This is a genomic window from Acinetobacter sp. ANC_7655 (assembly GCF_056784015.1).
The window spans coordinates 235,884-250,067 of sequence record NZ_JBWYJB010000002.1; the positions used below are offsets into that span (position 1 = coordinate 235,884).

A 14,184-nucleotide genomic window follows, 5' to 3' on the forward strand; every position below is an offset into this window, starting at 1 on the left:
ATGACTGATTTAAGTATTTCAAATCTCGCTGATGAACATGTCATTCCAGATCATGCCAGATCAGCTCCACAAAAGATCGGTGCAGAAATCAATATTGAACAACTGCACAAGTTCTATGGCAAAGTTAAAGTATTAGAGGATTTAGACCTACATATAGAACCTGGTGAATTTGTTGCCATTGTGGGTCGAAGTGGCTGTGGTAAGAGTACGTTGTTACGGTTAATCGCGGATTTAGAACAACCGAGTTACGGTGAGATTAAATTTAAATCTGCACTGAACTTTCGTGAAGGTATTACCGCAGATGACATCCGCGTCATGTTCCAAGATCCTCGCCTATTACCATGGAAAAGCATTTTAAAAAATGTGCAATTGGGCTTAGATAAATCCCAGCATGATAAGGCTGAAGCATTATTGGAAAAAGTTGGCTTAAATGAAAAAGCTGAACTTTGGCCTGCACAACTTTCAGGTGGACAACGTCAACGAGCAGCGCTAGCACGTGCCTTGTCTCATACCCCTCGAATACTATTACTTGATGAACCTTTGGGGGCTTTAGATGCGCTTACGCGTTTAGACATGCAAAATTTAATCGAGAAACTATGGTTAGAACAAGGCTTCACCACCATCTTAGTGACACATGATGTCAGTGAAGCTGTTCAGTTAGCAGATCGTATTATTTTGCTCGATAAAGGTCATATCGCACATCAGTTCAAAGTAGATTTACCACGACCGCGACAAAAAAATGTCAAATTTGCAGAGCTTGAACAACAAGTTTTAGAAGCCGTACTTTCAACTTAAGCGATACAAAATATGACATTCTGAATTGTTGAATGAGGTAAATGGAAGTGTCTAATTTTCGTCGGAAAATTAGACACTTTTCGTACTGATAAATGGCTTTTTTTAATTAAATTAAAAGATATTCTCGATCAGCATTTCCCACATGAGTAATATGTATTTGTTTATCAAATAAATTGTACATGTGTCTTATTATTAGTTTTATCACTTAACTACACAATTATTCTTCATATTCTTTTGCAAATGCCCTAATCCTTGTGCACAAATCGCACGTTTTGCCGTACAATTTGAGGTTCCTTTTTATAATTTACTGACGAGATGGAACAAAAGAAGAGTACGCAAAAACGTCAACAGCTTTTAGCTGCTGCATTAGATGTGTTTTCTGTGTATGGTTTTAGTGGTGCAAGCTTAGATGAAATTGCACAACTCGCGGAAATGCACAAATCGAATATTTTCTATTACTATGAAAATAAAGAAGCGCTCTATGTCGAAGTACTGACTACTGTCATGCAAAAATGGTTAGCTCCACTGCAAATGTTGGAAGCTGATTTAGAGCCTGCTGAAGCGATCACACAATATCTCATGCAAAAGATTGAGGTTTCCCGTACTCAACATAAGGCATCAAAATTATTTGCTTTAGAAATTATCCAAGGCGCACCACATATCCTGCCAATTTTGAAAGGCCCATTAAAAAAACTCTTCAAACGTAAATCTAAAGTCATTTCCACGTGGCAAGAGCAAGGCAAAATATCAGACAAGATCGATGCTGAGGTTTTAATTATTAACCTTTGGGGTATCACACAAAACTATGCTGATTTTAGCACCCAAACTGAAATGGTAACGGGAAAAACCTTGCGCAATCGCACCATGTATCAACGTACCATTGAGCATACAGTCCATATGATGCTATACGGTATTTTACCTCGACCATAATTGGTTTCTCTAAATCTCTTCGAGATTGATCTCTGGCATACGACCATAGTTTCTATGGTCGCCAAAATCTTCAAAATCTAGTGTTCCATACTCTGATATAAAGCCAATAATTTTTGAGCGCCCAACAACAAGTTCTCCTCCCAATCTAAATGTGCGGTGTCATTTGCCCCATCTGTAATGTATTTCACGGAAATCAAACGAACGCCAAGTTTCTTACATACTTTGGCGAGCGCATATCCTTCCATATCAACCAACTGACATGGCACCTTAGGTGCACCAGTTTCAAAGCTATCGCCAGTCCCACAAATGCCCTTGGGAAGATGTTGAAAATACGGCTCTAGGTTAATCGCTGCGGGAAATTCCTGATCCATCGGTGTAACACCAACTTCAAAGCCAAGCGGTGAAACATCCATATCTCGCTGTACAAATGTCGTTACTTCAACCAAGGAATGTGCATCAAAATGCGAACTTCCTGCTGTTCCTAAATTCAGCAAAGTTGTGCATCCCGTTTTTTGAATCACTTCAAATGCTTTAAATGCTGCATTCACCTTACCAATACCACTGTAATGTACTGCAATATTTTCAGCTTCGAATAATCCTTTAGATTCACTTGCTAGGGCCATAATTAGGGCTAGATCAGACATTACTTACTCATTAAATTTCGAATGGAATACATTAGACAAAAATATATCCCGAAATAAAAGTTTCTTTGATCTAATGACTCAAGCGTCTTGATCTAGAACAAGAAAAGTATTGAATAAAAACACAACAACAAGACGAAACTGTGAGAATATGGCAATATATAGCCCAAATTAATTTTAGTCACCATTTCGCCCATGAAGCTACTCCGTCTGAATGCTTTAGCGCCCAACTTTCAATTGCCCAAAACTGCCGTCACCATTGGCAATTTTGATGGTGTTCATTTGGGTCATCAGGCGATGGTTCAGCAATTAAAAGACATTGCACAACAACAAGATTTAAAAACTGTGGTGATGATTTTTGAGCCACAGCCTTTAGAATATTTTAAAAGTTACGATGCACCACCACGAATTAGTTCATTACGTGAAAAAGTGGAACATTTGGCTGCACTTGGTATCGACTATATTGTTGTTGCCAAATTTGATGACACTTTCCGTAATTTAAGTGCGGAAGAGTTTGCTGATATTCTAAAATACAAGCTGAATACCCAAAGCCTAGTACTTGGTGAAGATCATCATTTTGGTAAAAACCGACAAGGTAATAGCCAATTCTTGCGCGATTATGGTTTTCAAGTCACCGATTTAAATAACGTTGAACTGAATGGCGAGCGTATTAGCTCTACCTTAATACGCCAAACTTTGGCTACAGGGGACCTTAAAAAAGCTGCGGAGCTACTTGGTCGCCCGTATAGCATTACGGGTCGTGTTCAATATGGTGATCAAATCGGTCGCACCATTAACTTTCCAACTATCAATGTTCGTCTAAACCGCCATAAGCCCTGTTTACATGGTATCTATGGTGTTGAAGTGATTTGTGAAACAGAATCGTTAAAAGACAAAGTTCGTAATGAAAATGCCGAATATCTAGGTATCGCTGGTTATGAGTCTACAGCCCTTTTCGGTGCAGGACATGTCGGCACCCGACCAGCCATCCAACAGGAACATCCAGAGTGGCGATTAGAAGTACATTTCCCTGATGTTTCTGCTAATCTGTATGGTCTGTTAATGCGGGTAACATTTTTGAACTTTGTTCACGGCGAAAAGAATTATCCTTCGCTAGAAGCACTCAAAGCTGGGATCGATGATGATGTTGAGCAACTGCTTGAGTTTCGCCGAAATAACCCCAACTTTCCTTATTAATACTCCTTAATTTTTGTAAAACGCGTCAGCTTTAGACTGATTAAATTGGAAGACAACTTGCATGAGCGATAAGCAAACTCCTGAAAATGCAGTGGACTATAAAGCCACGCTAAACCTCCCAGGTACTGACTTTGCGATGAAAGCAAATCTCGCAGTACGTGAAGCGAAATGGTTAGAAGAGTGGTATGCCGACAACATTTATCAGCAGATTCGTGCGTCGCGTATTGGCAAGAAAAAATATGTGCTTCATGACGGCCCTCCATATGCGAATGGTCAAATTCACTTAGGTCATGCGGTTAACAAAGTCTTAAAAGACATCATCATTAAAAGCCGAGTGATGGATGGTTTTGATGCACCATACGTACCGGGTTGGGACTGTCATGGTCTTCCAATTGAACTTAAAGTTGAAGAAAAAGTCGGTAAAGTCGGCGTAAAAGTAAATGCTTCTACATTCCGTAAAGCCTGCCGTGAATATGCTTACACACAAGTTGAACTGCAAAAGAAAGACTTCGTGCGTATGGGCGTGTTTGGTGATTGGGACAATCCGTACTTAACGATGAACTTCAAACAAGAAGCCGACATCGTGCGTTCATTGGGTGCTATTGCCAAAGCAGGTCATATCGAACCAGGTCTTAAACCCGTCAACTGGTGTTTAGACTGTGGTTCATCATTGGCTGAAGCTGAAGTTGAATACGAAGATAAAAAATCAGACGCAATTGATGTGGGTTTCAGCGTTGTTGATTTAGCTGACCTTTCTGCACGTTTGGGTGTAGACATTGCTGAACGTACCGACATCGTGATTTGGACCACAACACCTTGGACTATGCCTGCCAACCAAGCGGTTGCGCTTCATGCTGATCTCGAATATCAACTTGTGAAAGCGACTGGCGAAGACAAAGCACCTCAAAACTTCATTCTTGCGAAATCATTGGTTGAATCAGCTATTCAGCGTTATGGTTTTACTGCATTTGAAGTCATTGCAGAATTCACTGGTGCAAAACTTGAAAACCTTGTTCTGCAACACCCACTGATCGCTGAACGCCAAGTGCCTGTAATCTTAGGTGAGCACGTGACTGACGGTAGCGGTACAGGTGCTGTACATACTGCACCAGGTCATGGTGTAGACGACTATAAAGTTGGCTTACAGTACAACTTAAAAGTTGAAAACCCAGTCGGTGGTAATGGTGTGTATCTACCAACTTCGCCACTCTTTGCAGGCGAGCACATCTACAAAGCCAATCCAAAAATTATTGAAGCATTGACTGAAGCAGGCAAACTTTGGGCACATGTTGTGATTAAACATAGCTACCCACATTGCTGGCGCCATAAAACACCTATTATCTTCCGTGCAACACCACAATGGTTCATCAGCATGGATGCCAAAGGTCTACGCCAAGGTGCATTGAACGCGATTGAAAATGATATTGAGTTTGTACCAGATTGGGGTAAAAACCGTATTCAAGCGATGATCGAAGGTCGCCCAGATTGGTGTATCTCTCGCCAACGTACTTGGGGTGTGCCAATTCCATTCTTCGTTCATAAAGATACTAACGAGTTACACCCTCGTACACCTGAATTAATTGAAGAAGTTGCGAAGTTAATCGAGCAAGAAGGTATTGATGGTTGGTATAACCGTGATGCACGCGAATTCATCGGTGATGATGCAGATTGCTATAACGCTGTTCGAGATACTTTAGACGTATGGTTCGATTCAGGTACAACACACTTTGCAGTCCTTCGTGAACGTGAAGAGCTACAAGACCCTGCTGATTTGTACCTTGAAGGTTCAGACCAACACCGTGGTTGGTTCCAATCTTCATTGTTGACTTCAATGGCAATCAACGAACGCGCACCGTATAAAGGCTTGTTGACACACGGCTTCGTGGTCGATGAGAAAGGCCGTAAGATGTCGAAATCGATCGGTAACGTCATCACACCGCAAGACATCATTAAAGATATGGGTGCTGATGGCCTTCGTTTCTGGATTGCATCTGCAGACTACCGTTATGAAATGACCGCAGGTAAAGAAATCTTTAACCGTGCCTCAGACGGTTACCGTCGTATTCGTAACACATTGCGTTTCTTGTTAGCAAACTTAAATGGTTTCCAACCTGCGACTGATTGCTTAGCGATTGATGATTTGATTGCACTTGATCAATACATCTTGCAACGTGCTTCAGAAGTGCAAGAAACCATTAAGAAAGCTTACGAAGATATGAACTTCCATATCGTGACAAGTGCGCTGACGAATTTCTGTATCAACGATTTAGGTGGTTTCTACCTAGACATTATCAAAGACCGTCAGTACACCACCAAAGCAGATTCTCAAGCACGCCGTTCTGCACAAACTGCGTTGTACCATTTGGTTCAAGCATTTGTACGTTGGATGGCACCTATTTTAACGTTCACCGCACAAGAAGCTTGGCCATTGATTCCCGGTCAAACTGAGAAATATGTCTTCACTGCTGAATGGTATGATATTCCGACTGCATCAAGTGCCAATGTCGTATCAGAAACTGAATGGCAAACATTGATCAATGTGAAATCGGCAGTGAATAAGTTTATCGAGGCAGCACGTGGTGCGAAAACTGTGGGTTCAAACTTGTCTGCTAAGGTTGAGCTTTGGGCGAATGATGAACTTAAAGCCGTTCTAGACAAATTAGGCGATGAACTTCGTTTCGTTCTCATTACTTCACAAGTGATGGTCAATAGTTTCGATGCAGCACAAGGTGAAGTATCTGACTTAGAAGGCTTGAATGTGAAAGTTTCTGCTGCTGACGGCGAAAAATGCGTTCGTTGCTGGCATGTTCTGCCTGATGTGAATACACATCCATCACATCCAGGACTATGTGGTCGTTGTATTATTAACCTCCCTACAGGTCAAGGCGAAGAGAGAAAATATGCCTAATCCACAAAATAATAAAAAAGGTTTATTCCAATTCTATCCCCACAATTTGTGGTGGATAGGATTGTCTATTGTTGCCATTATTTTGGATCAATGGACTAAATGGATAGCAAGTACACATCTGACTTATGCAGACCCTGTACCTGTTTTACCTTTTTTAAATTGGACATTACTACATAACTACGGCGCTGCCTTTAGTTTCTTGTCCGATGCCGGTGGATGGCAACGTTATTTCTTTACATCACTTGCAGGAATTGTCTCGGTTATTTTTGTGTTTTGGATTATGCGTATGCCAAAAAACATGAAAGTATTGCCTTTAGCCATCGCACTCATCTTAGGTGGGGCGATTGGTAATCTTATTGATCGAGTAAGTTTAGGCTATGTTGTAGATTTTATTCATGTCTACTATAACAATAGCCACTTCCCTGCTTTTAACCTTGCAGATAGTGCCATTACTTTAGGTACCATCTTAATGCTGATCGATACTTTTTTCTTAGAGAAACATCGTATTCAACGTGCGGAAGCGCAAAATGACTGATTTTATTAATCCAAATGAAGATACTCGCATTGAAGCGGGTTCAAAAGTACATTTACACTTTTCAGTAGCCATTGAAAATGGTGTTGAAATTGATAATACCCGTAGTCGCGAAGAACCTGTAAGCCTCGTGATAGGTGATGGCAGCTTATTGCCTGGTTTTGAAAAAGCTTTATTTGGCTTACGCGCGGGTGACCGTCGTACAGTAAGTTTACCTGCTGAAGATGCTTTTGGCCCTTGGAACCAAGAGAACGTGCAAAAATTTGATACTGTTAAATTTGAGCAACGTCCTGCTGAAGGTCAAATGATTGAGTTTGAAGATAAAGCAAAGCAGTCATTATATGGTGTGGTTAAATCGGTTGGTGATGATATCACTGAGGTCGACTTTAACCATCCGCTTGCTGGTAAGGACATTACTTTTGAAGTTGAAATTTTCAAAGTAACACCAGCAGGTCAGCAAGGCATCAAAATTATGTAATGCCTGATTCGTACATAAAAAAGCGCCTTATGGCGCTTTTTTTTAGATACATTTTCGATCTACCTTTTTTAAAAAAAACATTTTAAAGTCAGTGTGATAACAGATAGAAGGATAAATTTGGTGAATATTCAAATTATTGTGGGAAGCATTCGAGAAGGCCGCACAGCCATTAAAGTTGCAAATTGGGTTCAAAACACGATTTCATCATATAACTACAGCACGATTAAGACAGAAATTGTGGACTTAAAAGAATGGGATTTACCGTTTTTCGCTGGAGCAAATCCACCACTAACGGGTATATATGATCAACCTAAGCAACAAGAATGGGCTGCTCAAATCGCGAAAGGTGATGCATTTATATTTATTAGTCCTGAATATAATCATGGATACAGCCCTGCACTTAAAAATGCACTCGACTATTTAGGTAAAGAGTGGAATGGAAAACCTGCTGCTTATGTCAGTTATGGCGGTAGTAATGGCTCTCGCTCTATCGATCAAATCCGTCAAGTTGCTACGCAATTAGGTTTAGTCGACTCAAATGCCGTGGTTGAGATTCGCGATATTTTTGCACGCAATCGCAATGAAACATTCGAAGGCAATGAATTCGATGACAAAGCGCTTAAATCTGCGTTTGATAAAATTGTGCAATATGTAAGTGCGTAATAATCATCTTCAGATCATCAGTAGGTGCGCGATTACAAATACCGAAGACACTTTGATCGAGATAAAATTATAGTTGAAAAAGTAAACCCTCTAAAATTAGAGGGTTCTTTTTAGATACAGATCCCAATGAATTAACTAATTTTGTCCAACCGTTAAACTTTGATTCCCTATACATTTGCATCCACATGCCAAAGGTGAATTATGCTGTGCGGCGGGTTTTCCCATAATAACCATTTTGCTGTCACCCGCAACAATTGTCGTCACCGTTTTATGTTTAGGACAGGTGGCCTTATCCCCTACACAAGCAACTGGCTTACCTTCGATTAAGAAAGAACTATTTGCTGAAATAACCTGCCCACCACCAGTGGTTGGAGAGCCAATCGTAATATAAGGGAAAGCCATACACTTGTTCCTTTTATAATATTTTATTGAACTTCAAACTCGATTCTTCGATTTTTCTTACGACCCTCTTCCGTTGCATTGTCTGCAACAGGTTCATCAGCACCCATACCCGCTGTACTTAATCGTGAAGGTGAAATATTCTTGGCAATCAAATATTGTTTTACTGCATCCGCACGTTGCAAGCTCAATTCTTTGTTTTTCTGTGGATTACCTTGACTGTCAGTATGTCCGATGATTTTGACATTTTTGCCTTGAACTTTGTTTAGCGCAACCACCATTTCGTCTAAAATTTGTGTGCCTGCTGGTAAAAGTGTGGCACTTCCAGAAGCAAATTCAATAATTCGATTTTTTAAAGCATTATCAATGATGGCTTGTTCTGCATGATTCACAGATAACTGTGCATTAAAGCGATAAGGTGCCACAACTAAATTTTGAAATGTATTTTGAGTCGGTACGATATCATTTTGATTGAGGACTTTACCTGTGAGCTCAACTTGTGTTCCTCTTACACTCAATTTTCCTTGAGAAACTTTTTTAAGATCAGGTGTAATGACTTGTGTCACGGAATCACTCCATCCATTGGGTGCAGTGACAGGACGAACCTGAATTTTATCGATAATTTGGTCTTGGCTATAGACCACTTTCATTTTATTCAATATGGCCTGTTTGCTCATCTCGTTAGGAACAACTCCCTCAACGATAATTTCTTTCGCAAACGATATAACACTTATACTCAATATCGAACTAAGCAGTGAAATCTTTAATAAGGTTTTCTTCATCATTATTCTTCTATAAAAGTCTGTCGGAATAATTTCATTCCTTGATTTAAACTTAACTGTCGTTCGCACAAAGATTGCTCGAGTGCAGCAAGACCTGCATTTTGCTCCAAATAGCGATCAATCCACTGTGCTTGTACCAATGAAACCCAATGTTCAGAGCTTAAGTTCTGATTGAAAATATCACTTAATGCTTCAATATCTGCGCCCTGAAAGCCAAATAATAAAACTGGACGTTCTGAATGAAGAATACCAATTAACACTTCGGTATTATGTTTTGGCAAAAATCTTGCAATTAAACTAACCCAGAATGCTGCGATTTCATAACAAAAACTAGGGTTGTGAATCGGTAAAATTAACACCTTATTCAGTTTACTCGTTCCATTTTTTAATACAGGTTGGAGTAAAAGACCTAGCCCAATCATGCTTTGTGCAAGCTCATAGACCGATATTTTCATCATTTGTGCAAACGAATGCATGGTATGATTTTCAAAAAAAGCGGTTGATTCAGTTACATCAAGAACTTGAATTTCTTTTTTGAGCTGAGCCAGTTTTTCGATTAAATCATCAGCATCTCGAATTTGACGAATCACACGGTTTCTTTGAAATAAGTCAATCAAAACTGGCTTATAGCTATAAGGTGCATAGAGCAAATTTTGGTAGGGTGCATCCACTTCCAATAAGTGACTCAACACCATAGGAAACTGACGACCTGAGCTGTCTTGGCTGGTCACTAAGTTTGCAACCAAGAACATATTTTCACGCGGATTGGCAATAAAGAAATCTAATGATGCCAAACTTTGATAATTTTGATCGAAATTTGGATTTCTCATTGCCATTTCAAGCGCTTCAGTAATCCACTGATCAATTACTTGAATCAGAGAATACTGTCCTTTGGTTTTCAGAAAATCGCCACGAGCAGGACTCTTACCATAGTACAAAGGCATTGTTTTCACACTGTACATATCGCCTCCTACTGATGATCCATCTTAAGTTGTACTCCATACATCATGGCTGTGCTCCTTGTGTTGCATTTTGCAATGCCGTATTCGTTGAATTCTCAGCTTGAGGTGCTGGTGTTGGTGCCTTTTGAGCAGATACCACACGTGCTGTCGCCTTGTTGGTCGTCACCTTATCAACCAATTGCAAACCGTTTAAATCACGATTAGAACCAACGCCTGTTCCACCTTGACCTGAATTCCCACTGATCAAACGGAAGTTTACTTTTACCGCTAATGATGGTTGTTGAGCACTTGCCCAAGTCATTTCGATGACACCATTTTGATCACGACGTTGCGAAGAGTCGATCAAACGATTGATCCCGTATTCACCTGGTGCATCAAAAATCGTATGCGTTTTCCCTTCAAGATCGACTGCAGTAATACGTGCTCCAGGAATAGCACCAGTATTCGGCCAAACAAAGTTCACCCACTGTTGGATACCATTTTCAAAGACCATACGTTGACCATCAATATCAATCGTATAAGACAGCAACTGTGGATTAGACAATGGATAGAATTGGAAGTTGGACTGATTGGTCGCAGCAGGCGCAGAACTTTGTGACAAAGTACCTGTAGCTACACCGTTAAGTGGTGAAACATAGCGTTGGAAACTCATCACAAATTGTGGATTCAAGATAATGCCTTGGTCTTTCCACGTTTTAGAAGTCAGTGTGTAGCCACGACGAATCACAAATGGATCGAGCGTTTCTTTAACAAAATTGGCAATACTACCGCCCTCACCGAAGATTTGACCGATTTCACTACTCGTCGCTTGGATTGAAGCCGAGGTATTGAATGGAACCTTTTGGCTCAGAGTCTGATTAAACGGTTGATAAGCTTGCATCACCCATAATTTATTAATCTCATCTTGTGCTGGCGTGATTAAGCTTGCAAAGGATTGTGTCAGTGGACTCACCAAAAGCTTTTGAATGAGCTTATTGTCAATATCATTCAGACCGACCGTCAGTTTTTCATCGACAAGTTTTTGCGTAGTATTAAATACTGAGGTTTGTTCATTGATGGTTTGTTTTACCAAAGCCATCGCATTTGGGCCAATATCCCCTGCATTTCGGAGATCATTAAACTTACTGCGTACCTGTGCGAGATTTTCTAAATACTCATCAAGTAATGATTTATTTTGCTGATCATCACGTTTACGAACCAACTGATAAAAAACGTTAAATTCTTTTGAGATAGCACCTTGGGCGCGCTCAGCTGCACGTTGAATTTCATTGGTATTATCTTGACGAAGAACCTTACGTTTAAACCAAGCGATAAATCCTGTTTGTGGAGCAGCCAATTCCGCTTGAACCACAGGGTTATCCCAATTGGTTTCTTTCGCTGTATGCTCAATGAGCAAACGTATCGGGGAGTTTTGAGGCTCACCCAATAAATCTATTGTTTTATGTTGCTGGGCAAAATCAGGTTGTTTTGCATAATAAATTCCATTCAAGAATTTACGCCACTCTGCGATATATTCTTTCTTATAGAGTTCAGTCAGCTGCTTACGAATTTGATCTGGACTACCACTAAAGGTGAGGTCATCTGATTGATTGCTGTTCAACACCCAGTCACGACTGTCTGTCGGACTATTCGCAGCTTCATCAATGGCTTGATCGATATATTCGTTCCATGCCTTATATGTAAATACCCCAGGAAGAGCATAAGAACCTAATACGGCACTACGATTGTTCTCACCTACAATTTGAGCTGCTGTCACCGCTGGATATCGTACAGCAGCACGCATTTTGATCTCATTATAAACTCGATCACGTGCTGGCATCCCCTTCATCACCGCCAACAATACTTGTCGGCTTTGATCAACCAATTGCGCATCCGCTGACAACTGTGGGAATTTTGGATCATTCGCCAATGTCATGGTATAGGTCAGCACCTGCTCCGCTTTTTGGATCATTTCACCACGTGGCATTTGTCCACGATTCGCATCTAACCATGAACGCCAAAAGCGCGTAACCTGATCACTCAGATGACTTGCTTCCATATATTTTGAATTGCTCATCATCAAATAAGCTTTCAATGCGTTGTAAGCATCTTGCGGATTCGAATCAGAAGGTTCCAAAGCATTTTGTGCAGGTTTAGCCGATACTTGCTGAATTTCAACATTAACGTGATTTTCTTTTAGTGTCGCTTCATTATTTTTGACACGTTGCAAGAACTGGCCAATATTTTGTTGAGACGGTTCTAAAACAATTTGTCGCACACCATTTAAATATTCGGTTTTAAGTTTTTCCCGCAGATCATTGCCTTGATACAAACCAAAGCCAAACTTTAATGGACGATCTTCTTCAAATTGATCTAACTGTTCTAAACGCTGTTGTAAAATTAGTAACGAGTCGAGCTGTGTCGCCAAATGCTGACCTGATGCCTGCTCCATTTGCATCACTTTATTCAGATCGGCTTGAACATCTGCGATCAACTGTTGGTTGTTACGGTAAGACCACACCCACAGGCCTAAAATTACAGATACCCCAAGTAAAGCTGCAATAAAACTCAAATAACGTTGGCGCTTTTTCGCTGGGTTAATATGTTGCTTCACCAAGTTTTTATCTTTCAGAATGACATCTGAAAATAATCCCTTTAAGAAATACCCATGATTCTGTGATACAGAATTTTGTGGAATACCATGTTCGCTGTTCGGAATTTTCTGAAGTCTAAATTCTTGAGCAATTTGCTCCGTCATTGGACTCTCGATCGTTCCTTCTTGTAAGGCACTGGTGAAGTAAAAACCACGGAATACAGGTTTGAACTGATACGGGTTTTCCTCAAATAGTGTTCCTATAAAAGTTTTGAGTGCTGGCTTTAAAGTCTTAAACTCAAGCGGAAAAGTCATCACACTTGGTGAGATATTCTGTGCATGACGGCGACTTAAATGAGTCGTACTCACGCTTTTCAATCCATCATACAAAATGTTGTAATGATGCTCGAATAGATCAACAGCATTTTCAGATGAATCTGGATTATAAGGCAGCGTTGCTCCCCAAACTTGGTCAAATTCATCTTGATCATAACAATCAAAAAACTCAGTGAATCCTGCGATCAAATCCATTTTCGAAAACACCAAATATACAGGTGCAAAGATTTCTAAACGTTCCGTCAAATCTTGTATACGTGCTCTCAAGTTTTTAGCAAGTTTCAACGATTTTTCAGGACTTTGACTAACTAACTCGGCAATACTGACGGTGACAATCAGTCCATTAATCGGCGCTTTAGATCTATTTTTTTTGAGCAAGTTCAAAAAACCAATCCACTCAGAGTGATCTTCTGCATAGACTGAGTAACGACCAGCAGTATCCAACAACACCCCTTCTGTTGAGAAAAACCAGTCGCAATTACGTGTTCCACTCAAACCTGAAGACACTGCATTTTTATGCGTTTCTTCGAATGGGAACTTTAAGCCCGAGTTATAAATGGCAGAACTCTTACCGGCAGCAGGGTTACCAATGACCATATACCAAGGCAACTCATATAGCGCTGCATTCCCTTTTCTATCACCCAGCTTTGACTTACGAATGAGCTGAATTGAATCCTTCATCTGTTGATGAACCAATTGTAGTTCATCTTTATCCTTCTGCTTACCATACTCAGCTTGGGTATCTTTTTCGATTGCTTCCGCCAATTCTTCCCCTTGCTTCTCATGGCGTTTGCGTTGAATGAACCAATAGATTCCATAACCGATTAGACCCAGTACATAAGCCACCGCAAGCGGCCAGAAATACTGTCTAGGTATCGTGTGATAGGCAGACACTAAGGCAACAAACAATGACAATGCAATGATTGCCTTTGGGTTTGAAACGTACTGCCATACATAGCCTAATATCGTGTGCATTGTATTCTCATTTT

The 14,184-nt window shown here is 40.4% G+C and carries 12 protein-coding genes; 7 read left to right on the top strand and 5 right to left on the bottom strand.

The genetic code is table 11. The features are described from left to right. Together AC1M9N_RS05130 and AC1M9N_RS05135 are read left to right on the top strand one after the other, a co-directional pair. The gene (locus AC1M9N_RS05130) at nucleotides 1-795 is read left to right on the top strand and encodes an ABC transporter ATP-binding protein (protein ID WP_481592770.1); all 795 of its coding nucleotides are present in this window, start codon (nucleotides 1-3) and stop codon (nucleotides 793-795) included. A gap of 315 nt (nucleotides 796-1,110) precedes the next feature. After that, complete coding sequence (locus AC1M9N_RS05135; protein ID WP_035264923.1) at nucleotides 1,111-1,725, top strand: TetR/AcrR family transcriptional regulator; 615 nt, start codon at nucleotides 1,111-1,113, stop codon at nucleotides 1,723-1,725. A 77-nt stretch (nucleotides 1,726-1,802) separates the two neighbouring features. Here the strand turns inward: AC1M9N_RS05135 and AC1M9N_RS05140 are convergent, their stop codons facing one another. Next, nucleotides 1,803-2,369, bottom strand: a complete 567-nt coding sequence (locus AC1M9N_RS05140; RefSeq protein ID WP_481608689.1) for a 5'-methylthioadenosine/S-adenosylhomocysteine nucleosidase family protein — start codon at nucleotides 2,367-2,369, stop codon at nucleotides 1,803-1,805. Nucleotides 2,370-2,561: 192 nt separating this feature from the next. Here AC1M9N_RS05140 and ribF point away from each other — a divergent pair, with 192 nt between their 5' ends. The 5 genes from ribF to AC1M9N_RS05165 all read left to right on the top strand — a co-directional run bounded on the left by ribF (nucleotide 2,562) and on the right by AC1M9N_RS05165 (nucleotide 8,144). Beyond that, a complete protein-coding gene (gene ribF / locus AC1M9N_RS05145) occupies nucleotides 2,562-3,563 on the top strand; it encodes a riboflavin biosynthesis protein RibF (protein WP_481954362.1) in 1,002 nt (333 codons plus the stop codon). Nucleotides 3,564-3,624: 61 nt separating this feature from the next. Further along, complete coding sequence (gene ileS, locus AC1M9N_RS05150; RefSeq protein ID WP_481954363.1) at nucleotides 3,625-6,471, top strand: isoleucine--tRNA ligase; 2,847 nt, start codon at nucleotides 3,625-3,627, stop codon at nucleotides 6,469-6,471. Then, nucleotides 6,464-7,006, top strand: a complete 543-nt coding sequence (gene lspA, locus AC1M9N_RS05155) for a signal peptidase II (protein WP_035270556.1) — start codon at nucleotides 6,464-6,466, stop codon at nucleotides 7,004-7,006. The genes ileS and lspA overlap by 8 nt, the downstream gene beginning before the upstream one ends. Further along, nucleotides 6,999-7,481, top strand: coding sequence for an FKBP-type peptidyl-prolyl cis-trans isomerase (locus AC1M9N_RS05160; protein WP_035270560.1), 483 nt, complete (start codon nucleotides 6,999-7,001; stop codon nucleotides 7,479-7,481). The genes lspA and AC1M9N_RS05160 overlap by 8 nt, the downstream gene beginning before the upstream one ends. 120 nt (nucleotides 7,482-7,601) lie before the next feature. Continuing rightward, a complete protein-coding gene (locus AC1M9N_RS05165) occupies nucleotides 7,602-8,144 on the top strand; it encodes an NADPH-dependent FMN reductase (protein WP_481588750.1) in 543 nt (180 codons plus the stop codon). Between the two features lie 135 nt (nucleotides 8,145-8,279). Here AC1M9N_RS05165 and AC1M9N_RS05170 read toward each other — a convergent pair whose 3' ends face one another. The 4 genes from AC1M9N_RS05170 to tssM are packed head-to-tail and all read right to left on the bottom strand — an operon-like array spanning nucleotide 8,280 to nucleotide 14,170. Then, a complete protein-coding gene (locus AC1M9N_RS05170; RefSeq protein ID WP_092766603.1) occupies nucleotides 8,280-8,546 on the bottom strand; it encodes a PAAR domain-containing protein in 267 nt (88 codons plus the stop codon). Nucleotides 8,547-8,569: 23 nt separating this feature from the next. Next, a complete protein-coding gene (locus tag AC1M9N_RS05175) occupies nucleotides 8,570-9,328 on the bottom strand; it encodes an OmpA family protein (RefSeq protein ID WP_092766604.1) in 759 nt (252 codons plus the stop codon). Beyond that, nucleotides 9,328-10,287, bottom strand: a complete 960-nt coding sequence (tagF, locus tag AC1M9N_RS05180; protein WP_481588748.1) for a type VI secretion system-associated protein TagF — start codon at nucleotides 10,285-10,287, stop codon at nucleotides 9,328-9,330. Before tagF ends, AC1M9N_RS05175 begins: the two co-directional genes overlap by 1 nt. A 43-nt stretch (nucleotides 10,288-10,330) precedes the next feature. Then, nucleotides 10,331-14,170: a type VI secretion system membrane subunit TssM gene (gene tssM / locus AC1M9N_RS05185; RefSeq protein WP_481954364.1), complete on the bottom strand. Its 3,840-nt coding sequence runs from the start codon at nucleotides 14,168-14,170 to the stop codon at nucleotides 10,331-10,333. Nucleotides 14,171-14,184 lie beyond the last annotated feature (14 nt).